The organism is Streptomyces sp. ML-6 (assembly GCF_030116705.1).
Taxonomy (GTDB): domain Bacteria; phylum Actinomycetota; class Actinomycetes; order Streptomycetales; family Streptomycetaceae; genus Streptomyces.
The window spans coordinates 7,753,692-7,777,259 of the sequence record NZ_JAOTIK010000001.1 but is presented as its reverse complement, the minus strand read 5'-3'; the positions used below and the strand labels follow the sequence as shown (position 1 = coordinate 7,777,259).

Genomic DNA, 23,568 nt, shown 5'->3' with positions numbered 1-23,568 from the left:
TGCCACAGAAACAGAAAGGAGCCCGACAAGTTTCAGGAGTGGTAGATCAGTAGAGCACCCGGACGACCATGGTGTCGGCCAGCAGGGTCTCCAGGTACTCGTTGAGCATCCGGAGGCACTCGGGGCCGCCGCTCTCGATCCGGCGCCCGTCCAGGGTGAGCAACGTGGGCGTGGGCAGCACCTCGGCCACCCGTTCGGCGGCGAACGTCTCAAGCTTCTCGCCGAAATACACGACCGGGTCGCCGGTGAACCGGTCCCCGAGGTCCGGGCCTCAGCAAGGGTCGGACGAACAGCTGAGCGGCTGAGCGGGGAACTCCTCGTCGGCCTGCTCGCGCGGATGTGTGGCCGGCTCGGCGTGGGCCCTGGTCGCGAAGAATCCGTACGGCAAGGCCGATGGGTAGCCAGCCTCGAACTCCTGGTACTCCCGCCACAGCACTCGGGCCCGCGCGACGGCCTCGTCGCGGTCCCCCGCGAGGTCGAGCAGCCCGCGCGGCCCGCCGTGGCACCGGGAGGACGGCAAAGGCAACCGGCGGCTCCATCCACTCCTCCCAGCGGGCCAGTCCCGGGTCCTGTTCGTGCCCGGGGAGCCCGGCGAACAGACACCCGGCACCGGACACGAACCGGTAGTCCCACTCCCCCACCCAGTCCGGGTCGAGATGTGGTCCGCACGGTTGTAATCGAACGGGGCCCTGGCCCGTCCGATGGTCCGGTGGAGGTCCTCGGGCGCAGAACGGGACGAGGTCCTCGGGGGCGCAGGACGGGACGCATGCGGGGACGCACTGTTTGGCCGTGCCTCTGGTCTTTCGTTCGGTGCGGGCCGCCCGGGCGAACCGCTCGGCCCGGATGTCCCGCGTCCCGGGCTCAGCCGCCTGTCCGGGCGAGGCGGAATCCCAGGTCGTCGATGCGGAAGGTGGGATGGCTCTTGCGTCGGCACGATGCCCGGCAGCCACGGGGCGGGTCGTACGCGCCACCGCCGCGGAAAACTCGATACGGACCGTAGACCCGGGGGTCGTAGAGGTCCCAGCACCACTCCCACACGTTGCCGATCATGTCGTGCAGGCCCCATGCGTTGGGCGCCCGGGTCCCGACGTCACGCACCTCGCCGCCGGAGTTCCCACGGTGCCAGGCGATCTCGTGCAGTTCCCCGTAACGGACACCGGAGGTTCCGGCTCTGCACGCGTACTCCCACTCCGCCTCGGACGGGAGCCGGTAGCCGTCGGTCTGCCAGTCGCAGATCACATCCAGCCCGTCACGGTCCTCACCCGTGGTGTAGCAGGGCCGGAGCCCCGCCTTCCGCGAGAGGACGTTGCAGAACTCGATGGCTTCCTTCCAGGAGATGTCGGTCATCGGCGTACGAGGCCCTGCCGAATCGTCGGGCTTCCTGCCCCGAACGGCGTGATACAGCTCGCGGGTCACGGGGTACGCCGCCAGCCGGAAGGGACCGATCTCGACATTCCATTCCGTTCTCGTGCCCTCGTCACGCAGGAGGATCTCTCCGGCGGGGATGCTCCTCATGCTCTCGGCATCCGTCTGGTGGAGTACCGACTCCGGGCTCATCACCGCTCCTCATGTACTCCGGCCCATCGGTCCGGTACGTCATCGAACTGCCGGTCGCGCGAAGGCATTCGGGCTCGTGGGACGCCCGCGCGTCTTCTTCTCGAAGAGCCGACGATACAGGCAGGTCTGCCATCGCTCGCCCGGCGCCAACGTGATTGCTCAGCATGGGGGTTGGAGGGGGCTCCGAACAGCTGTTGGAGTTCCGGGGCCTTTCCCATGGCCGACGGGCTGGGCAAGGCCGACGGGTCAACGGTCCGGCGGGCGGTGAGCCTGGTACGGCTACGGCCAAGGGGCGTCCGGCAACTGCTCACGCACCACCGTTGGCCGGGCGGCCCAGCAGGGGTCGATACGGCCCAGCCAGGCATCCTGCTCGTCGGCAGGCGGGCACTCCGGAGGAAGCGGCAGGCGAAGGGGAGGCCCGCGTCCGCTCCGTCTCCCTCGACATGGTGGTCCCATGCGTCGGCGGTCTTTGCCGGTGTCCAAGGAGGAAGAACGTGGTCCTTCGCGATTGCCCGGTCTCGGGGTGCGGTTTGTCCTCCACGGCAATCCGCCGGATCACCTCGGTGGTCGACAGTCCGGTTTCCTCGGTGACTTCTCTGGGAACGATTTGTTCCGGTTCTCCGCCGGGGCCGGCCTCTCCGGCGGGAATCCGGGTTCCGGCCGCCAGGGTCCCGACGTGGTCGAACACCAGCACTTCGGGAACCGTACGTTCCCTGATCACGTACGCGGCGACACGGATCCTCGGGTCGGTCATGGCCGCATTCTTCCTCCCCGCCGCTGCAGGACACCGTCGGCCCCCGGCATCGAACCCGGCCGTGGTTGGTGGGGGGTGCTGATGGCATGCCACCCACCACGGCCGGGTTCGATGCCCGGCGGGACGCCCTGATCAGGTCGCTATACAGTCACCGCATGGCATACCAGTTCGACATGGTTCAGTCGCTCACTTCCGTTGTTCACGGCGACGGGGCGGGCAGCATCCGGGAGTTCGTCCGCGGTTTCGCGGCGCATTGGGCAAAGCCGCTCGGTGACGAGGACGGCCTGGCCGAGGCAGATCTCGTGGCGGCGGAGGAGCGGCTGGGCCTCCGGCTGCCTCCGGCATTGCGGGAGGCCTATCTGCTGTTCGGCCGCCGCACGGATCTCACCAGGAACCACGACACCCTGCTCGGTCCGTCCGAACTGTACGTGGACAGTGGCCGGGAGGCCCTGGTCTTCCGGCACGAGAATCAGGGTGCCGTTTCCTGGGGCGTCCTCCTCGAAGGGCTGGGCGAACAGGACCCTGCCGTGTTCGTCCGGACGGATCTGGCCGACAAAAGCGCCGAACGGTGGGAACCCTGGCTGGACCGGCTCTCCCTGGCGCTCGTCGAGACCGTTCTCTCGGAGTCCGTGCAGGCGGATGACGAACTCTGCGACTTCCTGATGGACTTCGACGAACACGGCGTCGAGCTGCTGGAACAGAAGTGTGTCCGGCTTCCCTTCCCCGCCTACCCGGCCTGCGAGGAAGAGCCCGGCATCCGCTGGTTCCTCGGCCCCGACGTCCTCCTCCGTGACGACGACGGAGCGGCCCTTTATGCCCGGGGCCGGACCGAGGAAGCCCTCGACGGCATCCGTGACCTGATCCCGGGCGACTGGCTGAACGACTTCCGCGATGTCACGCCGGACGACAAGGTGTAGGACGGCACTCGCCCGTTCCCGTCCGGTGACCGGAGCCCTTGTACGACCTCGCAGGCGTCGTACCGTCCGCCCGTGGAAGGGGCTTGTCGTGCGGGCGGTGAAACCCGTGTTGCGGCACGGCCCCAGGCCCACGCAGAGGCGGCCCGGCCGGGCGTCTCCCCGTGGGGGTGGCCCGGCCGGGCGTCTCCCTGCCCACCGCCATCAGGCCGTGTGCAGTGTCAGCCCGTACCGGTTCAGGATCTCGTTGATCGGCTGGTGCCACGTCTCCCCGCCGCCGGAGCAGTTGCCCCAGCCGCCCGAGGTGACCCCCTGGGCCTGGTCCCCGCTGATGAAGGAGCCGCCAGAGTCGCCCGGTTCGGCGCAGACGCTCGTCCTGGTCATCTGGTGGACGGCGCCCTGGCTGTAGTTCACGGTTTCGTTCTTGGCCAGCACGTTGCCGCAGTGCCAGTGGGTCGTGGAACCGGAACGGCATATCGAGGCGCCGACGGGTGCCTCCGCGGAGCCCCGTACCAGCTGGTCCGGGACGGTGCCCCAGCCCAGCACGACAGGAACGGTCCACCAGCCGTTGCCCACGCCGGCCCAGGCGTAGTCGTTGTCGGGGAAGGACGATCCCTGGAAGTTGCCGATGGCCGACCGGTCCCATCCGCTGACCGCCGCGCCCGCCTGGCCGCAGTATCCCGCCGTGACGAATCCGCCGTGCACGGAGAAGCCGATGGAGCACCGGACGTTGCCCGTGTAGTAGGGGTCGCCGCCCACCGTCCCGGCGGAGAAGGTCCTGGGCGCCTCGGGTGTCTGCTTCATCAGGACGGGACCGGCCTCGCGGGCCTTGGCGACGAACGCCCAGACATCGTTGTCACCCTGCGCCGAGGCGACGACGTCGATGACGACCCGGTTGGCTTTCGGGTCGACGTGCCAGCTGCTGACACCGGCCGGGGCGGGCATCGTGTCGATCCGGGCCTTGGCCGCGTCGAGTTGTCGAGCGCTGTGGCGCACCACCCGGGCGGACGCGCCCGCCGCTTCCACAGCTCCGGCTCTCCGGCCGTCGGTGACGGCCACGTTGAGCTTGCCCGTGGCCGGATCGAACCAGGAGCCGGCATACGACGATCCTGCGGCCCGTTGCGCTCTGCCCTGTACGGCGGCCGCGGTCTTCTCCGCGGCCAGTCGCGCCCTGGCCCGACTTTCTGTCAGGCCGAGGTCCCTCCGCATGGCGGAGAGCAGGCCGGTGGACGCCGGTTCGTCCGCGGCCTCGGCACGGGAGGTGCTGGAGGAACGGGAGGTGCTGGAGGGCTGGTCCACGGCGACGGGCGAGGCCGATGCCGTGGCGAGTCCCACGGTCGCCCAGGCTCCGACGACGAATGTGGCGGCCGGACTCGCGCGCAGCGCAGTCATGTGTCTCAAGGAAGTGGCCCTTCGGTTGTTCCAGCACGGTGGGGGAGGAACAGGGCATGCGAGAGGCCTCGACTGAGAGCGCTCTCAGCGGATGCCGCAACGGACCGTAATGCAGCAGCCCACCTACCAGGTCCATGCCAATGGAGAGGTTCCGGAACCACCGTCCGGCGCCTCGGCCGCGACGATACGGGCCCCGGCCCGACGCGACCACTCCGAGGAATTTCCCCCACCTCGCCGGGCACGGGCCGTCGACCGGCACGCCGACCACGACCCCTCGGGTCACGTGCAGGCGTGGGCGTGAACCCGCCTCAACAGCGCGGCCAACTGGTCCCGTTCCCGCCGATTCAAAGGAGCAAGCAGTTCCTTCTGCACGGCCAGCGCCTCGGCCTGGAGCTCGGAGAGCACCTCGCGACCGGCCGGGGCGAGGGTGACGGTCACCCGGCGACGGTCATCGACATCCCGGGCCCGGTCGACGAATCCGGCCACCGCGAGGTCATCCACGATCTTGACGATGTCACTCCGGTCGATCCCGAGCCGGGACGCCAACTCCCGCTGCACATGGGGGCCGAAATCGGCCAGCGCGGACAGGACGGCCATGTGCCAGAGCCGCAGTCCGCGCTCTGCCAGCCGCGCCGCCAGCAGGCCGCGCGCCGTCTTTCCCGTCTTGGACATCAGATAGGTCGTAAATCCCAGGAGGCTGGGCGGGGTCTCACTCATTGACATCATCCTAGGCGCACACCAATGATGGGTTTGCACCTACTATTTTGGGGGTGGTCCATGGCTGCCCTGCACCCTCGTCCACTGGTGAGCTGATCTCTCGCAGCGAAGGCTGAACGTGGTCACCGAAGATTGGGGGCCGCCAGGTCTCCTCGGCGAAGGTCGAGTGATCGTTTGTCCGGAGCCGTGACAGTTGGCACCCGGCCACGCCGGTTGGCATCGCCCTCGCTCATCTGTGCCAAGATTCGAGGGTGGACATGACCGACGTCACGCGTGCGATCGCGGCTGCGACTTCGGTCGCCGCAGCGCTCGGCTTGCCGACCAACGATGCAATCGTTCTCCACAACTCGAACAAGCTGGCGCTACGGCTGACGCCATGCGACGTCTTTGCCCGGGTCGCCCCTGTGGGACAAGAGGTTGCACAGTTCGAAGTCGGTCTCGCTCAGCGGCTCACCGAGGTCGGATGCCCGGTGTGTCCCCTGGCGCCTCGGACAGACCCGCGTGTGCACACGCGCGACGGCTTCGCGGTGACGCTGTGGACCTACTACGAGCCCGTGACGCCTCACACCTCACCAGTCGACTACGCCAAGGCACTGGAACAGCTGCACGCCGGCATGCGCAAGGTCGATGCGCCGAGCCCGAGGTTCACGGACCGGATCACGGAGGCGGAAGAAGTTGCCGCCGACCCGGATCGCTCGCCGGAACTCACCGACGCGGACCGCGTGTTCCTCTGCGGCAGGCTGACAAGCCTGCGACGAGCGATCGAGGACCGCGGCGCCGTGGAGCAGCTGCTCCACGGCGAGCCGCATCCAGGCAATGTGCTCAGCACGAAGAACGGCCCGTTGTTCATCGACCTCGAGACGTGCTGCCGTGGCCCCGTCGAGTTCGATCTCGCCCATGTTCCCGAGGCGGTCTGCGAGCACTACCCAAGCATTGACCATGGGCTGCTGGACGAGTGTCGGCAGCTCGTCATCGCGATGGTCGCCGCGTGGCGTTGGGAGCTTGGCGACCAGTTCCCGAATGGGAGGCGATTCGGAGAGGAATTCCTGCGCTTGCTGCGCGAGGGGCCTCCTTGGCCGACACTCGACACAGTGACCAGGCGACTGGATGGCCTGTAGAAAACGCCGAAGGTCACGTGAAAGCGGCAAGGAACCGAGCGACGGGACTGTTGCCGTTGCAACCCCTGTCGGCGTACGGCCTTAGCCGGCTCTGGCAAGAGTTTCGTAGCCGGAGATCATCTCGGTGACACGGTCGGCCGGTCCGCATAGCGGGCATCCTGTGGTTGTGCTCTGTTGAACCGGCGAACTCACCACCGCAGTTGACTGATGTGCTGGTTGTCTCGGTTGATGTCTCTGATACTGGTGTGGCGGTTCACGCCCGTACGAGGTCCGGTGTTCCCGCAGGATGCACGGGATGCGGCCGACTCGGCGAGTGGTGCCATAGCCGTTACGTACGGCGCCTCGCCGATGCCTCTCTGGGGGACAGGCCGATGCGTATCGACTTGTCCGTACGCCACCTGTACTGCGAAAACGTGATGTGGTCGAAGGTGACCTTCGCAGAGCAGGTGGCGGGGCTGACCCTGCGCTACCAGCGTCGGACGCCACAGTTGCAGCGTCTGGTGGAGGACATCGGCGTGGTACTGGCGGGCCGGGGCGGCACCCGGATGCTGCGGATCTTGAGCATCAGGCTCTCGCGGTGCACCGTCCTGTCCCAGTTGATGCGAATGCCGCTCCCGCCGCTGGAGACACCCCGGGTGCTGGGGGTGGACGACTTCGCGCTCCACGGCGACACCTACGGCACCCTCCTGGTCGACGCCACCACCCGCCTCCCGCTCACCCTCTGGGAGGGGCGTGACGCCGAACAGCTCAGCCGATGGCTCCGCGAGCACCCGGGTGTCGAGTTCGCCTGCCGCGACGGATCCCTCACCTACCGGCAGGGCATCGCGGGAGGCGCCCCCGACGCGGTGCAGGTCAGCGACCGCTTTCACCTCTGGCAGGGCCTCTCCCGCCGCGTCCAGGACATCGCCTCCGCCCACCGCGGCTGTCTGTCGGCCGCATTGCCCCCGGCCGGCGAGAGCGGTCCCGCACCGGCCGAGGAGACCGCTGGGAACACCGCGGAGGACAGTCGGGCCGCACGCCACGCCCGCAGACTCTTCGAAGCCGTTCAGGCCCTGACCAGCACCGGCCAAAGCCACAGCTCCGTGGCCCGCGAGCTCGGCCCGGACCGCCGCACGGTGAGCAAATACGCCCGGGCCCGCACCTGGCAGGAGGTGATGCGCCGCCCGCCCCGGAAGCCCTCCACCCTGGACCCCTACCTCGACTACCTGCAACAACGCTGGGACGAGGGGCAGCACAACGCGAAGATCCTGCACGAGGAACTCCAGACCAAGGGCTACCTCGGCCACTACCAGCGCGTGAAGATGGCCGTCGCACCCCTCAGGCGGGGGCTTCCCCCAGACGAGCCGCGCGAGCGCCCGCCCTCCCCACACGAAGCCGCCCGCTGGATCACCACCCACCCGCACCGACGCAACCTCCACATCAACAACCGCCTGCCCCGGCTTCTCGCGCCGAACAGGCGAGGGACGCACGACGTTCATCGAGCGTCTGGCCACCGCGAACTTCCTCAAGCCCAGCTACCTGCGCTCCTACCTGCGCAACCCCGACTCCCCGAAGGCAGCCCCGTCCTGGGAGCGCCTGGCCTCGGTCACCGGTCGCGACCCATTCCTCTTGCGGGAGACCCTCGAACGGAAGCAGTGCGTCGAGTGCGGCAGGCCCCTGCCGATCGGGGACCGCCTCACGTCCCGTCGGCGATGTTCCCAAGCTTGCCGCCAGGCTGCCTACCGCACGCGGATGAACGCAGCGTTCCCCCGAAGATCCGGGCCAAGAGCTGCCAGGTATGCGAGGCCCCCTCGTCTCCGGCCCCACCAACAAGATCTACTGCTCGAAGCGCTGCAGCCGATGGGCCTACATCAACCGACGCCTCGATCGTGGCCTTCCCCCCTGCCCCAGCCAGCCGTGGACATACCTCCGGGCCTCCAACCGGACGGCTGCGTCGTCTGCGGGACGCCACTCACCCGGGGTGCTTACGAACAGGTCCGGCTGGCCTGCTCAGACGCCTGCCGTTCAAAGCCCTCCTACTGGCGCAAGAAGGAAAAGCTCATGGGCGTGGCTCCTCTGGAGGAAGGGGGCTGAGCTGGGTGCCTGCCCGTCCGGGCCGGATCTAGCCGAAGGCGGCTACGAAGCGGTCCCGCAGCCCGTCGAGGCGTTCGACGGGCTCGTTGGCGAAGACCAGCCGCAGGTGGTGGCCGCCGTTTGGGCCCCAGCCGGTCATCGGGGTCGCTGCCACCTTCCCGTGCCGGAAGAGCCGTTCGGACGCCTCGGCCGGGGTGAGGCCCAGCGCGGTGGTGTCGATGAGCAACGACCAGCCGCCGTGCGGCCGTATGCACGGATAGTCCGCCAGCTCCGACAGGACCAGGGCGCAGCGTTGCCGCCAGGTGCGGACGGCCGCGGCCACGTCGGCGTCCGCATCCGGGGCGTCGAGAGCAGCAGCCACCGCCTGCTGGGCGATGCCGACGGGAGTCACCACGTTGGCCATGCCAACAAGGGCGACGTCGGCCATGATGCGCGGCGGACCGACGACCCAGCCGACCCGCCAGCCGATGAGCCGCAGCTCCTTGGATGCGGAGCCCACCGTGATGGTGCGCTCGGCCAGTTGGGGATGGGCAGCGGGGTGCTCCGGGGTCTGTCCGTCGAACCGGATGCGCTCCATGGCCGCGTCGTAGATCACCCAGCAGCCGTGCTCTGCCACCGCCGGGGCCAAGGCGTCCCAGTGTGCGTATCCGAGCAGATCGCCGGTGGGCATCGCGGGGGACATCACCAGGACTGCCGCCGTCTCCGGCCCTACCGCGGCAGCCAGTTCGGCCGGGTCGGTGCGCCAGCCGTTGGGCATCGGGCGGCATGGTACATGTCTCGGGACGCCGCCGGCGAGGCGGATTCTGTTGACGAGGCCGGCATAGACCGGGTCACCGATCACCACCTCCTGCCCCGGCTCGACGGTGGCCAGCAGCGCGTTGAGGACGCCGTTGAGGCCTCCGGCGACGATCGCGCAGGCTGTCGCCGGATCGTAGTCGCGGCCGGCGATCCGGCCGACATGGGCGGTGGCAGCCTCACGCAGGCCGCGCTGGCCGTGGAAGGGGAGGTAGCTGTTCGCGGCGTCGTCATCGATCGCCCGTCGCGTCACGTCGAGGGCGATCCGAGGCGGCCGCAGATCGGTGTCGAGATTCTCGAGCCGCAGCATGTCGGGGTCGTGGGCTGCGTCGGCGGCATCTCCCACGATGTCGACTCCGATACCGGGGATGTGCTGCAGGCGCGACACGGTCATGGGGGCTCCCATTTCGTTCCATAAACAGAACGTTCTGTTTATGGAATGCTAAGCATGCGGCCCGAAACGGTCAATGGCCTCGTGGAGAGCGGGAGATATGGAGCTGACTCAGCAGGTGGGCAGCCGACTGCGTGAGCTGCGCGTGGAACGCAACCTCTCACTGTCCGCGCTGGCGCGCCGGTCCGGTGTCGGCAAGGGCACGCTCTCCGAGCTGGAAGCCGGGCGCCGCAACGCCACACTGGAGACCCTCTACGCGCTCACGACCGCGTTGGGTATCCCCCTCACTGCCGTACTCGGGCCCGAACCGGCGCGAGCACCGCTGTCAGGCCGGGCCGTGGACGCGGTTCTCGTCGAACGGTACGAGGATTCAGCCGCCATCACCGAGATCTACCGCATCCGCATCCGGACCGGCGTCGTCCAGGAGTCGGATGGTCACCCCTCGGGCACCGAGGAGCACCTCATCGTCCTGTCCGGCACCGCCCGCGTTGGCGCGGCCTCGGCCCCGGTCGAGGCAGGCCCGGGCGAACACGCCCACTGGCCTGCCGACATCCCACATGTGTACGCCGCAGTGTCCGGTAACGTCGAAGCCATCCTCACCGTGCGCTACCCGGCACGCTGAGGTCTGCACACGGCACGGAATCTGGCTCAGCGATCTCGGAGAACCCCACCTCGACCTCTCCATATGCCCCGAGATCACCACGGCCCAACACCGGGCGAACCGCCCCCCTCCGCCGCTTCACACCCCAACAACTCACCCTCGCCCACCCAACGCGGTCGAAGCCGTCCCGTCCTGGCCGGCCTCCCCAGCCGCCATCTCGTACCACTGGAGATACCGGCTCCTCGCACTGCAGACCCACAATCACCAACGCGGCGTCCCGACCGACCTCGACACCTACGCGCACGCAGCGATCTGCCCCGACGCCATCAGACTCGCCGCATCAGTGCTCGCCAAGCATCCTCATGAACCAGCAAGATCCACTGGCGAGAACTCTCCCCGTCTCCGAACGACGGCACCCGCGCTTCACGGCCACTTCGCCACTCAAGATTCCTCGTCGTAGGTCAGAGCGACCGCGTCAGGGACGACTCGGTGACACAGGACATCTGCTGCCGGACCTGATCGGGGCGGACCGGACCAGCAGCGGCGAGTCCGCCCCGTACGCGCACAGGGGCCTCGACGGCCAGGGGTACTGGCCGCTCTTCGACCGCAGCGTGAGGGCCGCCATCACCGGCACCGCCGGGCTGCCGACCACGGCGCCGCCCGCCCAGGACCGGTCGGTGTTCGTCTGCCGGGTCTCCGATGGCGACGCCGGACCGGCCCTGCGCATGAAGCACGGGCCCCACCGGTTGCCGGGGCGTGCGACCACCGGTCGGACTGGGATCCGGGGCTCCGCACCGCGCATGTACGCGACCTCGAGGGTCATCTCATCGAGTTGCAGTTCTCCTGAACGATCTCCGACCATGCGCCCGCGCGTCCCGTTCGACGGTTACCCCCGGGCCCAGTCGCGCATGGCGCTCCGCGAGGCAAAGGCCGCGACGTCCTTGTCGAGCGGCTGGTCGGTGTACTGGTGGATGCGCCAGGACGCCTTGATCCTGGGCTTCCCGGCGGTCACGTAGTCGGCGATCCAGAGACCGTCCCCCGCGTACGAGGTGGTGTCGTGGTTCAGCCAGAAGTGGCGGTTGCAGTACAGCAGGACCTTGTGATGGGGCCTCAGGCGCTTGACCTCACGAATGAAGCGGTCCTTCTCCGCGTTGCTCGCCCTCGTGCCCTCCCCGTTCTCCTCCCAGTCCACCGCGAGCAGATCACCCGCCTTCTCCGGAGCCTTGCTCACGAAGTACTCCGCCTGGGCCTTGATGTTCCCCGGCCAGAGAAAGTGGTAGAAGCCGACCACGCATTCCGCGTCCCGGGCACGCTTCACCTGTTCCGTGAGGCGTGGATTGATGTACGAACGGCCCTCGGTGGCCTTGATGAGGACGAAGTCCAGCCCGTCCGTGTCGAAGGACGGCTGATGGGAACTGACGTCGACGCCATGCAGCATGGGCACCGCCTTCCACTGACCCTGGTGGTTCCGGTTCTCTCCCTGTAGGTGCCCGCCACCACTCGTTCCCATCCGCCGGGTGAACGGGCGAATCGTTTTGCCACTGCCGCCCACCGCCACCCGTCTCCGTCCATCGCCGTCCGGCTTTACCGCTCGTCGTCCGGAGCGGCCGGGAGGCTGTCCATGAAGGAGCTGACGGAGAAAACCGCGCGCCCGGGCCCGGGCGGACCGTAGCCGGGGGGCGAGCTGAGCCCGTACTCCTCCATCGTCGCGCGGTAGGCGTCCAGCAGGCGGATGTGGTACTCCAGCGGCGCTCCGTCCGGGTTGGTCTTCCCGAGCGGGGTGGTGGGTTCCGGGCACCAGGTGGTGAACCGCGGGGTGATGCCGTGCGACATGAAGAAGCGCAGGCCCTCGGTGGTCGAGGCGATGGCCTCGTCCACGGTGGCGAAGCCGAAGGGAGCGGCCATCTCGACACCGGCGACGAAGTTGGGAATGACGTTCCGGGCGCCGAAGACCTCGGCGGAGTCCAGGATGCGGCGGTGCCACTCGTCGCGGCCCACGTAGCGCTCCTTGCCCGGGCAGTAGAGCTCGAACAGCCTGCGGTCCCACACCTCGTAGTTGGGGTGGTAGATCTGCACGCCGTAGTCGTGGAAGCGCTGCACATCCGCCTTGGGCAGGGCCTGGGCCACGACCTTGCCGATCCAGCGGCCGGGGAAGCGTTCCTCGATGGCCTTGGCGTACTGCCCGTAGAAGTCGGCCTCGTCACGGCCGCCGATGTGGGAGGTGATGGCGCCGCCGGTGAGGGTGTAGGCCGTGGAGGTCTTCGCGGTGTCGTACTTGTCGATGATGGCCAGCGCCTCCAGGACCTCCTCGACCGGCTTCACCCCGGTGTACGGACGGCCCGCGGCCTTGTGCTGGCGCCAGTTGTGATTGATGTCGCAGTACTGGCACTCCTCCTTCGCACCGAAGTACTGGCAGACCCGGAAGACCGTCAGGTACACCAGGTAGCCCCACTGGATGGTGGGCGCCACCTCCATCACGGACTTGCCGTTCTCCAGGGTGTGGCGGTAGTAGTCCGGCATGGGCGGCAGGCCCACGTCGGAGATCCGCCGGCCGTCGAGATACAGCCCGAGCACGCCGTCCTCGTCGGCCGCGACCCGGTAGGGGGAAGCGGGGTTGACCCGTACCGACACCACGGTCCTGCGCAGGTCGTACGGGCCGCCGGTGAGCACGATCTCCTCCGGCGGACGGCGGAGCGCGGCCGCACCGAGCTCCGGGAGCGTGCCGTGGTCGAACGAGAAGATGAAGTACGACTTCGGCTTGACGTCACCGTCCTCGTTGTCGCTGAGCGCGGACTCGTCGAACGCCACGCCGCCGCGCAGGAGGTCCTCCTTGATGACGGCTTCCCGGGGGACGTGGGGGAACTGCTCCATGAGCCGCTCGACCAGGCGGGTGCGGCTCCCGTCCCGGTGACTCGTGTCGGTGCGGCTGCGGTCGGTACTGCTGGGCATGTGCGGGACTCCTCGGTCCGGTCGGCGACGGCGCTCCGGGTACGCCACACAGTGCAACGAATCAGGCACGTCGGCAGTGCCCCGCCGTGCCGGTCGATTCGTGCCGGTTTCGCGGGCTCGGTGCCCGGTCACCGGCTCGCGGTCCGGATCGCCCGCCGCCGACGGTACTCGCCTCGGAACTCACCCGGTCCAGTGGGCCGGGCGGTCGAGGGACCGCGGGAGCTTCGTCGCCGCGTCACCCTTGGCCGCGTTGAGCTGGGCCTGGGTGAGGAAGAGGCTCCCGGTGAGGTCCGCTCCGGACAGGTCGGCGTCCCGGAAGTCGGCGCCGATCAGGTCGGCCAGGCGAAGATCGGCACCGGTGAGGTCCGCCGCGATCAGGTACGCGCCCCGCAGATCGGCGCCCCTCAGGTCGGCGCCGCGCAGCCTGGCACCGATCAGGTCGGCGCCGCGGCGGTGGCGCTTCTTCCCGCGCGGCGCCGTGGCCCGTACGAGTTCGCTGGTGCGGAGCAGGAGCCGGGCCACCTCGTCGCGGTGACCGGACACGTCGAGGCCCGCGAGCTCGTCCGCCGGAAGGCGGGTGAGGCGTTCCGTGGCGTCGAGGGTGTGCCGGAGGTCACCCCTCAGGGGCCGTGCCGGCTCCAGGGACAGTGCCTCCGTGAGGTACCAGAGGAGTTCGTGGAGCTGCCGCATCACCGGGAACACCTGGAACATCTGTCGGGCGGTCTGCGGCGCGGAACGCCAGTCCTGTCCGCCGAATGTCTCTCCGGAGACCTTCTGGCCGGCCCCGAAGCAGTCGTACACGGTGCAGCCGGGGAAGCCCTGCGTCCGCAGCCGGGTGTGGATGCCGCAGCGGAAGTCCTCCTGGAGGTTGCGGCAGGGCTCCCCCGCGTCCTTGTCGATCGCGAAGTCCGCGGACCGGGTCAGGGTCAGCGCGACGCAGCACAGCCCGAAACAGTTCGCGCAGTCGGCACGCAGTCCGGCTCGGTCGATGGGGTCGGTGCCGGGGCCTGGAACGTTGTCGGGCACAGGGCGTGAATCCTCTGGGGTACGGGGTTCTCGGGCGTTCGAGCCTATCGGGCCGGGTCACCCGCGCACACCGATTTCATGATCGGCTGCAGGCGTCGGACCGTCACGGGCGGTTCCGGGACGGTGCGTCGCACATGGCGTGCATGGTCCCCCGTCCCGATCCGGGCGAGCCACGGCCGCGGCGGCCGGGAGGCGACACCCGGGTCGTTGTCAGTGGGGCGGCGCACACTGTCGGCAGTACCGCACGGGCGAAGGGGGCACTGATGGGCACCGAGCACGAGACCGGGTTCGAACCGGCCACCGGGGACGGTCCGGCGACTCCCGTGCCGGATCCGGGGCGCGCGGCTTCGGTGCGGACGGCGTTCGAGGGGATGCTGCAGATCCGTCGGCTGACGAACACCGACCATGCCGACCCGGCGGGGGTGCCCGCGCCCTGGGAGACGCACCGGCCGGTGCGGGCCGTGGCCATCGCCCTGGAGGCATCGGGCCTGACCGCCTCGGCCGTCGACGAATCGGGGAGCCGTACCGCGACCGGGTACCGCCTGGAGCGGGGTGAGGCACCGGGCGGTGTCCGTGTCGAATGGCTCGGCCCGCCCGGCAGCGGGGCGGCCCACTCGGAGGCGGACGGGTTGAACCGGTGTGCGGAGGTGCTGCGGGAGTTGGGCTGGACGGTGTTGCTGTACCGGGGAGCCCGCCGCCGAAGATTCCTGGAGGTGGAGCCGCCGCCCGGCGTCCGGCGTCCGGCGTCCGAACGGCCGCTAGCGGAGGTCCACGCGCCGCCACGGCGGGCGTTGTCGTACCCATGGGGGATGCTGGTACGTCCGACACCTCTGACCGGGAGACGCTGAGATGCGCGATGCCGAACTCGCCGCGGCCCAGGCCTACGTCCGACTGCTGGAGGCCACCCGGGCCGCGCTCGCGGAGCCGGACGACGGCCCCCTGTACGTGCCGTTGCTCGCCTCGCCGATCGCGGAGGCCGACGGCGCGCTGCGGCGGGCGGGACTGTGCGGCAACGAATCCCGGTTCTTCGACCTGGTGCGTTCGCTCCGCCCGAGCATGCCCGGCGGTCACTGACCGGGTCCGTCGGCCATCCCCTCCGACGCCTCTGTACCAGGCGCCCGGCGGGCAGCCCTTCCGACAGCGACCCCGCGCCCGCACCATCCGGTGCGCCGCTCCCGGCAGTCGTCCGGGCCCGTCGCCGCGTCCGACGGCCGGTGGTTCCTGTCGCCATGCCCGGCGGCCAGTGGTTCCTGCCGCCGTCCTGACGCGGGTACCGCCTCCGGCGGTCGGCGGACGCCGTCGTCCTCGGCGCCGTGAGGCCCTCTTCACCCGGCCGCCCCGATGCGTCACCATGCTGAGGGCGAGTCGGCGGACCGATCTCTGCTCCAACGGACGTTCACGGCCTGCCGTCCCGCCCAGGTCCCAGCCGCCGGGACAATCAACCCCTCCCCCGATGCGTACGCTTCCGCACACACGATGAATTGATTCAAGACAACAGAAAACCCGACCGGCCGATTGACCACCAAACCGGGAAAATTTACCGTACGACCGAACTGAAACGATTCACACACTCTTCGATCCGACCGGTTCCCGGTCGGCCGGATACCCCTTGCGAGGTGCGCATGTCCGATGTGTCGACCGTCAAGGAAGCCCTGAAGTCCCAAGTGATCGAGACGCCCTCATGGGGCTACGGGAACTCCGGGACGCGTTTCAAGGTGTTCGCGCAACCGGGGGTTCCGCGCGACCCGTTCGAGAAGCTGGAGGACGCGGCGCAGGTGCACGCGTTCACGGGCGTGGCACCGAAGGTGTCCCTGCACATCCCGTGGGACAAGGTCGAGGACTACGCCGCGCTGAACCGGCACGCCGAGAGCCTCGGTGTGCGGATCGGCGCGATCAACTCCAACGTCTTCCAGGATGACGACTTCAAGCTCGGTTCGGTCACCCATCCCGACCCCGCAGTGCGCCGCAAGGCCACCGACCACCTGCTGGAGTGCGTCGGCATCATGGACGAGACCGGGTCCGCCGATCTCAAGCTCTGGTTCTCCGACGGCACCAACTACCCGGGGCAGGACGACATCGTGGCCCGGCAGGACCGGCTCGCCGAGGCGCTGACCGAGGTCTACGAGCGCCTCGGCGACGACCAGCGGATGCTGCTGGAGTACAAGCTCTTCGAGCCCGCGTTCTACACGATGGACGTGCCGGACTGGGGCACGGCGTACGCGCACTGCCTGAACCTCGGGCCGAAGGCCCAGGTGGTCGTGGACACCGGGCATCACGCGCCGGGCACCAACATCGAGTTCATCGTGGCGTTCCTGCTGCGTGCCGGGAAGCTCGGCGCGTTCGACTTCAACTCCCGGTTCTACGCCGACGACGACTTGATGGTCGGGGCCGCCGATCCGTTCCAGTTGTTCCGGATCATGCACGAGGTGGTCAGGAACGGCGGCCTGAGGCCCGAGACGAACGTCAACTTCATGCTCGACCAGTGCCACAACATCGAGGCGAAGATCCCGGCCGTGATCCGGTCGGTCGCCAATGTGCAGGAGGCGACCGCCAAGGCATTGCTGGTCGACACGGCGGCCCTGGAGGCGGCGCAGCGGTCCGGTGACGTGCTGGCGGCGAACGGCGTCCTGATGGACGCCTACAACACCGATGTCCGTCCGCTGCTCGCCGAGGTGCGCGAGGAACTCGGTCTGGCCGGAGATCCGTTCACCGCGTATCTGGCCTCCGGCAACCAGGAGCGGATCGCCGCCGCCCGGGTCGGCGGGGAGCAGGCTGGCTGGGGCGCCTGACCTCCGTCCCTCCCCCGTGCGTCCGGCCTGTTCCCGACCTCCTCCCCGTACGTCCGACCCGTTCCGATCTTCTCCTCCTCCGGACCACGAAGGAATTCCATGACCTCCGCGACGCATCCCGAAGTCGCCGCGCTGCTGGAGCGCGCCCACCGCATCGGCTCCGATCCCCGCAACACCAACTACGCCGGCGGCAACGCCTCGGCCAAGGCCACCGCGATCGATCCGGTCACCGGCCGCGAGACCGAACTGTTGTGGGTCAAGGGGTCCGGGGGCGATCTCGGCACCCTGACCGAGGCAGGTCTCGCCGTGCTGCGTCTGGACCGGGTGCGTGCGCTCGAGGACGTGTATCCGGGGGTGGAGCGCGAGGACGAGATGGTGGCGGCGTTCGACTACTGCCTGCACGGCAGGGGCGGCGCCGCTCCGTCCATCGACACGGCGATGCACGCCCTGGTCGGGGCCGCCCATGTCGACCACCTGCATCCGGACTCGGGCATCGCGCTGGCGTGCGCCGCCGACGGCGAGAAGCTCACGGCGGAGTGCTTCGGCGAGAAGGTGGCCTGGGTGGGCTGGCGCAGGCCCGGCTTCCAGCTCGGCCTGGACATCGCCGCGGTCAAGGAGGCGAACCCGCGCGCCGTCGGCGTGATCCTGGGCGGGCACGGCATCACGGCCTGGGGCGAGACGTCCCAGGAGTGCGAGCGCAACGCCCTCTGGATGATCCGCACCGCCGAGGCGTTCCTGGAAGAGCGCGGCAGGGCCGAGCCGTTCGGTCCCGTGTGGGCGGGTCGGGAGCCGCTGGCCGAGGAGCGGCGCCGGGAGCGTGCGGCGGCGCTCGCCCCGTTGATCCGCGGGCTGGTCTCCACCGACCGTCCGCAGGTGGGTCACTTCACGGACGCGGAACCGGTGCTGGACTTCCTCGCCCGCACCGGGCATCCGCGGCTCGCCGCGCTCGGCACCTCGTGCCCGGACCATTTTCTCCGTACCAAGGTCCGGCCGCTGGTTCTCGACCTGCCCGCGGACGCCCCGCAGGCCGAGGCCGAGGCGCGGCTGCGGGAACTGCACGCGGAGTACCGGGAGGCGTATCGCGCCTACTACGAGCGGCATGCCTCGCCCGGCTCCCCGGCGATGCGCGGTGCGGACCCGGCGATCGTGCTGGTGCCCGGGGTCGGCATGTTCTCCTTCGGAAAGGACAAGCAGACGGCCCGGGTGGCCGGGGAGTTCTACCTCAACGCCATCCAGGTCATGCGTGGTGCCGAGGCCGTCTCCTCGTACGCCCCGATCGAGGAATCCGAGAAGTTCCGGATCGAGTACTGGGAGCTGGAGGAGGCCAAGCTGCGCCGGATGCCGAGGCCCCGGCCCCTGGCCACCCGGGTGGCGCTGGTCACGGGTGCGGGGTCCGGCATCGGCAGGGCCATCGCGCACCGGCTGGTCGCGGAGGGGGCGTGTGTCGTCGTCGTGGACCGCGACGCCGGGAACGCCGCCTCGGTGGCACAGGAGCTCGGCGGGCCCGACGCGGCCGTCGCGGTGACGGCCGACGTGACCGACGAGCAGCAGATCGTCGCCGCGTTCGGGGCCGCCGCGCTCGCGTTCGGCGGTGTGGACCTCGTCGTGAACAACGCCGGGATCTCCGTCTCGAAGCCGCTGCTGGACACCACCGCGCAGGACTGGGACCTCCAGCACGACATCATGGCGCGCGGCTCGTTCCTGGTGTCGCGGGAGGCCGCCCGGATGATGCGGGTCCAGAACCTCGGTGGTGACATCGTCTACGTCACGTCGAAGAACGCGGTGTTCGCGGGCCCGAACAACATCGCCTATTCGGCCACCAAGGCCGACCAGGCCCATCAGGTGCGACTGCTGGCGGCCGAATTGGGTGAGCACGGGATCCGGGTCAACGGCGTCAACCCCGACGGTGTGGTGCGCGGTTCGGGAATCTTCGCATCGGGCTGGGGTGCCCAGCGTGCGGCCACGTACGGCGTCGAGGAGGAGAAGCTCGGGGAGTTCTACGCCCAGCGCACGCTCCTCAAGCGCGAGGTGCTCCCGGAACACGTGGCCAACGCGGTCTTCGCGCTGACGGGCGGCGACCTCACGCACACGACGGGGCTGCACATTCCCGTCGATGCCGGTGTGGCCGCGGCCTTCCTGCGATGAGCCGCACCCCCGCCCCGGCCGGAAGGAGGCCGTCGTGTCCGTGATGTCAGGGAGCGAAGCGGTCTTCGCGGCCGTGGACCTCGGTGCGACCAGCGGCCGGGTGATCACCGGCCGGGTGGGGCGCGGAGAGCTCGTCCCGGCCGAGGCGCACCGCTTCCCCAATACGCCGGTCCGGCTGCCGGACGGGCTGCGGTGGGACGTGCTCGCCCTGTACCAGGGGATGCTGGACGGACTGCGGGCCGCCGCCCGCACGGGTCCGGTCGCCTCGGTCGGCATCGACACCTGGGCGGTCGACTACGGCCTCCTCGATGCCGACGGGGCGCTGCTGGGGCTGCCGTTCCACTACCGCGACGGCCGTAACGCCGAGGCCGCCCGCCGGGTGCTGGCCGAGTGCGACGGGCGGGAGCTGTACACCGTCAGCGGGTTGCAGCAGTTGCCGTTCAACACGGTGTTCCAGCTGGCCGCCCACCGTACGAGTGCCCAGTGGGAGGCGGCGCGGACGGTGTTGCTGATCCCGGATCTGCTGACGCACTGGCTGACGGGCTCGGTGGGTGCGGAGATCACCAACGCGTCGACGACCGGCCTGCTCGACGCGTCCGCCGGGACCTGGTCCGATGCGCTGATCGGACGGCTGGGGCTGGATCGTTCGTGGTTCCCGCCGCTGCGCGAGCCCGGTGATCCTGCGGGAACGCTGCTGCCGCACGTCGCCGAGTACACCGGTCTGCCCGCCAGGACGCCGGTGACGACGGTCGCCTCGCACGACACCGCGTCGGCGGTCGCCGCGGTGCCCGCGACGGAGCCGGGGTTCGCGTACCTCTCCTGCGGCACGTGGTCGTTGGCGGGGCTCGAACTGACGGCCCCGGTCCTGACGGAGGAGTCCCGGGCGGCGAGCTTCACCAATGAGCGCGGGGTGGACGGCACCATCCGCTATCTCCGCAACGTCATGGGGCTGTGGCTGCTGGAGGAGTGCCGTCGGACGTGGGACCGGCAGGGGGTCTCCCCGGGGCTGGACCGGCTGCTCTCGGAGGCGGCCGGGGCCCGGCCGTTCGCCGCGGTGATCGATCCGGACGACGAGGCGTTCCTCGCGCCGGGCGACATGCCGGCGCGCATCGACGCCCACCTCGCGCGGACCGGGCAGGCGCCGCCGGACGGTCCCGGCGGGTACGTGCGCTGCGTGCTGGAGAGTCTGGCACTGGCCCATCGCAGGACGTTGCGCCTGGCCGCCGCCCTCGCGGGGCGGGATCCGGTCCGGATCCATCTCGTCGGCGGGGGGTCGCGCAACGCGCTGCTGTGCCAGTGGACCTCGGACGCCACCGGACTCCCCGTCACGGCCGGTCCCGCCGAGGCGACTGCACTTGGCAACATCCTGGTGCAGGCCCGTGCCCACGGGCTGGTGGGGGACCTCGACGACATGAGGCGGCTCGTGGCACGGACCCAGGAATTGCGTCACTACACCCCGCGGGGCGACCCACGGGCGTGGGACCGGGCCGCCGCCCGGCTGGAAGCCGACCGCGCGCCCGGTGTCCCGCCCTCGACAGCGGTCCGGGCGCCCACGGGGGCGGACCGGACCCGGTACGGAAGACGGAGGAAGGAAACCCATGGCTGATGTCCCGCCCGCTGTGCCGGGCTCCGCACTCACCCGCGTCACACGCCGTCGTACCCGTGTGGGTCTGGTCTCCGGCGGACTCGGCGCGTATTGGCCGCAGTTCCCCGGTCTCCTCGAACGGCTGCGGGAATCCGCGCGCTTCGTGACCGGGCGGTTCGAGGAAATGGACTGCGAGGTCGTCGACGCCGGCTTCGTCTCCGATCCGCAGGAGGCCGCCGGGGCGGCCGGGAAGCTGCGCGCGGCCGACTGCGACATCGTCGTGACGTTCCTGACGACGTACCTCACGGCCTCGATGGTCCTGCCCATCGCCCAGCGCGCCCATGCTCCGGTGCTGGTCATCGACCTCCAGCCGACCGAGGCGATGGATCATGCGAACACGGACACGGGGGCGTGGCTGGCCTACTGCGGTCAGTGCCCGCTGCCGGAGATCGCCAATGTGTTCCGGCGCGGGGGAATCCCCTTCCGTTCCGTGTCGGGCCATCTGCGCGACGAGAACGCCTGGACCAGGATCCGCCGCTGGATCCGTGCCGCCCGGGTGCGCGGGGTGCTGCGTCACGGTCGGCACGGGCTGATGGGCCACCTCTACCCCGGCATGCTCGACGTGTCCACCGACATGACGCTGGTCTCCACCCGGTTCGGCGGGCATGTCGAGGTTCTCGAGTTCGACGATCTGCGGGTCCGGGTCGCCGCCGTGACGGACGCGGCCGCCGCCGAACGCGTCGCGCTGGCGCGTACGGTCTTCACGCTCGACAGTTCCGTCGACGAGGGCGATCTCGCGTGGGCGGCCCGGGTCTCGGTGGGGCTGGACCGGCTGGTGGAGGACTTCGGGCTGGACAGCCTCGCCTACTACCACCGCGGTCTGGAGGGCGAGATCCACGAGCGGCTCGGCGCCGGGATGATCCTGGGCGCTTCGCTGCTGACCGCGCGCGGCGTCCCGATGGCCGGGGAGTACGAGCTGCGCACCAGTCTGGCCATGCTGGTCGCCGACACCCTGGGGGCGGGTGGTTCCTTCACCGAGTTCCAGGCCCTCAATTTCCGGGACCGGGTCGTCGAGATGGGCCATGACGGTCCCGCCCATCTCGCGATCAGTTCCGGGGACCCGCTGCTGCGCGGGCTCGGCGTCTACCACGGCAAGCGCGGCTGGGGCGTCAGCGTGGAATTCGATGTCGAGCACGGCCCGGTCACCACGTTCGGCATCGGCCAGGAGGCCGATGGCACCTTCACCTTCATCGCGTCCGAGGGGGAGGTGGTGCCGGGGCCGTTGCTGGAGATCGGCAACACCACGTCCCGGGTCGACTTCGGTTTCGATCCCGGCGAGTGGACGGACGCCTGGTCCGCGACGGGGGTCGGCCATCACTGGACGCTGTGCACCGGTCACCGTGCCAAGGACCTCAGGGCCGCGGCCGGGCTCCTCGGTGTGCCCTTCCAGGTGGTGGACGGTCCGGGGGAACTCTGAATCCGTGCGTGCTCCGGGGCGGTTCCGTCGGGTCGTGACGGCCCCTCCCCGGGTGCGGGCGGTCCGTGCCGGCTCAGTGCTCCGTCGGGGAACCGGCGGCCGGGCCCACCTGCCGGCCGGGGGCCAGGCCGAGTTCCCGGTCGCCCAGCGGGGCGAAGAAGGACGCCACGTCGGCGTCGGTGACGTCGGCGAGGGCCGCCGGGCTCCATCGCGGGGAACGGTCCTTGTCGATGATCTGGGCCCGCACGCCTTCCACCAGGTCGGGCCTGGTGAAAGCGGTGCACGAAGTGCGGTATTCCTGGTCCAGCACCGCTTCCAGGCTGTCCAGCCCGCGGGCCCTGCGCAGCGCGGCGAGGGTCACCTTGAGCGCGGTGGGCGACTTGGCCAGGACAGTCTCGGCGGCCCGTTCGGCGGCGGGGACGCCGCTGCTGCCGAGCCGGTCGACGATCTCCTCGACCGAGTCGGCCCGGTAGCAGGAATCGATCCACTCGCGGTGTTCTGCCAGCTCACCGGCGGGTGCGGGCGAGGCGTACCGCAGCACCGTCTTCTCGATCTCCGTGGCCGTGCCGCAGCCGGCGAGGTCCGTGACGAGTGCGGTGAGGTGGTGCGACGGGACGAAGTGGTCGGCGAGCCCGCACAGCAGCGCGTCGCCCGGACCGGCCGCCTCCGCGGTGAGGGCCAGGTGGGTGCCCAGTTCACCGGGTGCCGCGGCGAGGAGGTGCGTTCCGCCCACGTCGGGGACGAATCCGATTCCGGTCTCGGGCATGGCGACGCGTGAGCGTTCGGTGACGACCCGGACGTCCCCGTGGGCCGAGATGCCGACGCCGCCGCCCATCACGATGCCGTCCATGATCGCGACGTACGGCTTGGGGAAGCGGGCGATGCGGGCGTTGAGCCGGTACTCGTCGCGCCAGAAGTCCGTCGACGCGTTGTTCCCGGCGCGGGCGTCCTCGTAGATGGAGCGGATGTCGCCGCCCGCGCAGAGCCCGCGTTCGCCCGCTCCGGTGAGCAGGACGGCGGTGACGGAGTCGTCGTGTTCGGCCTCGGCGAGCGCTTCGTCGAGGCGGGCCACCATGACGTGGTTCAGCGCGTTGAGGGCGCGTGGACGGTTGAGCGTGATGTGCCGGACGCGTCCCTCGGTGTGCAGCAGAACGGGATCCTCGTGGTTCATGAATGCCCTCCGGTCAGCCCCTGTGCCGTATCGACCGCAGGTCGCGGACGATCTTCCGCTGCCATTCTGCGGGGGCGGACCACGGCCCGGGACGGCAGGGGTGCCGGAGGCGCC

The 23,568-nt window shown here is 69.9% G+C and carries 20 protein-coding genes and 1 pseudogene; 10 read left to right on the top strand and 11 right to left on the bottom strand.

Translation table 11 applies throughout. The features are described from left to right. Positions 1 to 46: 46 nt before the first annotated feature. The 4 genes from OCT49_RS33950 to OCT49_RS33935 form a co-directional block, all read right to left on the bottom strand. Positions 47 to 232 (bottom strand): hypothetical protein, encoded by a 186-nt coding sequence (locus OCT49_RS33950; protein WP_283855620.1) that lies wholly within the window; start codon positions 230 to 232, stop codon positions 47 to 49. 39 nt (positions 233 to 271) lie between these two features. Beyond that, positions 272 to 526 (bottom strand): hypothetical protein, encoded by a 255-nt coding sequence (locus OCT49_RS33945; protein WP_283855619.1) that lies wholly within the window; start codon positions 524 to 526, stop codon positions 272 to 274. Positions 527 to 861: 335 nt separating this feature from the next. Next, positions 862 to 1,557, bottom strand: a complete 696-nt coding sequence (locus OCT49_RS33940) for a formylglycine-generating enzyme family protein (protein ID WP_502963442.1) — start codon at positions 1,555 to 1,557, stop codon at positions 862 to 864. A 307-nt stretch (positions 1,558 to 1,864) separates the two neighbouring features. Beyond that, complete coding sequence (locus tag OCT49_RS33935; RefSeq protein ID WP_349632819.1) at positions 1,865 to 2,311, bottom strand: NUDIX domain-containing protein; 447 nt, start codon at positions 2,309 to 2,311, stop codon at positions 1,865 to 1,867. 155 nt (positions 2,312 to 2,466) lie between these two features. Here OCT49_RS33935 and OCT49_RS33930 point away from each other — a divergent pair, with 155 nt between their 5' ends. Next, a complete protein-coding gene (locus OCT49_RS33930; protein ID WP_283855618.1) occupies positions 2,467 to 3,228 on the top strand; it encodes an SMI1/KNR4 family protein in 762 nt (253 codons plus the stop codon). A 201-nt stretch (positions 3,229 to 3,429) separates the two neighbouring features. Here the strand turns inward: OCT49_RS33930 and OCT49_RS33925 are convergent, their stop codons facing one another. Both OCT49_RS33925 and OCT49_RS33920 read right to left on the bottom strand, forming a co-directional pair. Next, the gene (locus tag OCT49_RS33925) at positions 3,430 to 4,617 is read right to left on the bottom strand and encodes a S1 family peptidase (RefSeq protein ID WP_283855617.1); all 1,188 of its coding nucleotides are present in this window, start codon (positions 4,615 to 4,617) and stop codon (positions 3,430 to 3,432) included. A 279-nt stretch (positions 4,618 to 4,896) separates the two neighbouring features. Further along, positions 4,897 to 5,334 (bottom strand): MarR family winged helix-turn-helix transcriptional regulator, encoded by a 438-nt coding sequence (locus tag OCT49_RS33920; RefSeq protein WP_283855616.1) that lies wholly within the window; start codon positions 5,332 to 5,334, stop codon positions 4,897 to 4,899. 257 nt (positions 5,335 to 5,591) lie between these two features. On the opposite strand from OCT49_RS33920, the gene OCT49_RS33915 reads away from it, so the two are divergent. Together OCT49_RS33915 and OCT49_RS33910 are read left to right on the top strand one after the other, a co-directional pair. After that, the gene (locus OCT49_RS33915) at positions 5,592 to 6,452 is read left to right on the top strand and encodes a phosphotransferase (protein ID WP_283856027.1); all 861 of its coding nucleotides are present in this window, start codon (positions 5,592 to 5,594) and stop codon (positions 6,450 to 6,452) included. A gap of 371 nt (positions 6,453 to 6,823) precedes the next feature. After that, positions 6,824 to 8,557 carry a transposase gene (locus tag OCT49_RS33910; RefSeq protein WP_283855615.1) on the top strand — a complete coding sequence of 578 codons (1,734 nt, stop codon included), beginning with the start codon at positions 6,824 to 6,826 and terminating at the stop codon, positions 8,555 to 8,557. Here OCT49_RS33910 and OCT49_RS33905 read toward each other — a convergent pair. Further along, positions 8,554 to 9,714: a pyridoxal phosphate-dependent aminotransferase gene (locus tag OCT49_RS33905; protein WP_283855614.1), complete on the bottom strand. Its 1,161-nt coding sequence runs from the start codon at positions 9,712 to 9,714 to the stop codon at positions 8,554 to 8,556. The genes OCT49_RS33910 and OCT49_RS33905 overlap by 4 nt on opposite strands. Positions 9,715 to 9,811: 97 nt before the next feature. Here OCT49_RS33905 and OCT49_RS33900 point away from each other — a divergent pair, with 97 nt between their 5' ends. Beyond that, positions 9,812 to 10,333: a helix-turn-helix domain-containing protein gene (locus OCT49_RS33900; protein WP_283855613.1), complete on the top strand. Its 522-nt coding sequence runs from the start codon at positions 9,812 to 9,814 to the stop codon at positions 10,331 to 10,333. Between the two features lie 865 nt (positions 10,334 to 11,198). Here the strand turns inward: OCT49_RS33900 and OCT49_RS33895 are convergent. The 3 genes from OCT49_RS33895 to OCT49_RS33885 form a co-directional block, all read right to left on the bottom strand. Next, positions 11,199 to 11,750: a glycoside hydrolase family 25 protein gene (locus tag OCT49_RS33895; protein WP_283855612.1), complete on the bottom strand. Its 552-nt coding sequence runs from the start codon at positions 11,748 to 11,750 to the stop codon at positions 11,199 to 11,201. Positions 11,751 to 11,896: 146 nt separating this feature from the next. Beyond that, positions 11,897 to 13,261, bottom strand: a complete 1,365-nt coding sequence (locus tag OCT49_RS33890) for a radical SAM protein (protein WP_283855611.1) — start codon at positions 13,259 to 13,261, stop codon at positions 11,897 to 11,899. A 180-nt stretch (positions 13,262 to 13,441) separates the two neighbouring features. Further along, positions 13,442 to 14,287, bottom strand: coding sequence for a pentapeptide repeat-containing protein (locus OCT49_RS33885; RefSeq protein WP_283855610.1), 846 nt, complete (start codon positions 14,285 to 14,287; stop codon positions 13,442 to 13,444). A 263-nt stretch (positions 14,288 to 14,550) separates the two neighbouring features. On the opposite strand from OCT49_RS33885, the pseudogene OCT49_RS33880 reads away from it, so the two are divergent. From OCT49_RS33880 to OCT49_RS33855, 6 genes and pseudogenes are all read left to right on the top strand, one after another. Continuing rightward, positions 14,551 to 15,021: pseudogene (locus OCT49_RS33880) on the top strand (hypothetical protein); the annotation flags it as partial. Positions 15,022 to 15,136: 115 nt separating this feature from the next. Then, a complete protein-coding gene (locus tag OCT49_RS33875; RefSeq protein ID WP_283855608.1) occupies positions 15,137 to 15,361 on the top strand; it encodes a hypothetical protein in 225 nt (74 codons plus the stop codon). Between the two features lie 548 nt (positions 15,362 to 15,909). Then, positions 15,910 to 17,076, top strand: coding sequence for an L-rhamnose isomerase (gene rhaI, locus OCT49_RS33870; RefSeq protein ID WP_283855607.1), 1,167 nt, complete (start codon positions 15,910 to 15,912; stop codon positions 17,074 to 17,076). Between the two features lie 99 nt (positions 17,077 to 17,175). After that, entirely contained in the window at positions 17,176 to 19,221 is a 2,046-nt protein-coding gene (locus OCT49_RS33865) for a bifunctional aldolase/short-chain dehydrogenase (RefSeq protein WP_283855606.1), read from the top strand. A 43-nt stretch (positions 19,222 to 19,264) separates the two neighbouring features. After that, entirely contained in the window at positions 19,265 to 20,827 is a 1,563-nt protein-coding gene (locus OCT49_RS33860) for a rhamnulokinase (RefSeq protein ID WP_283856026.1), read from the top strand. Then, complete coding sequence (locus tag OCT49_RS33855; RefSeq protein ID WP_283855605.1) at positions 20,820 to 22,283, top strand: L-fucose/L-arabinose isomerase family protein; 1,464 nt, start codon at positions 20,820 to 20,822, stop codon at positions 22,281 to 22,283. The genes OCT49_RS33860 and OCT49_RS33855 overlap by 8 nt, the downstream gene beginning before the upstream one ends. Before the next feature lie 73 nt (positions 22,284 to 22,356). Here OCT49_RS33855 and OCT49_RS33850 read toward each other — a convergent pair whose 3' ends face one another. Continuing rightward, a complete protein-coding gene (locus OCT49_RS33850; RefSeq protein WP_283855604.1) occupies positions 22,357 to 23,454 on the bottom strand; it encodes an enoyl-CoA hydratase/isomerase family protein in 1,098 nt (365 codons plus the stop codon). Between the last annotated feature and the right edge of the window lie 114 nt (positions 23,455 to 23,568).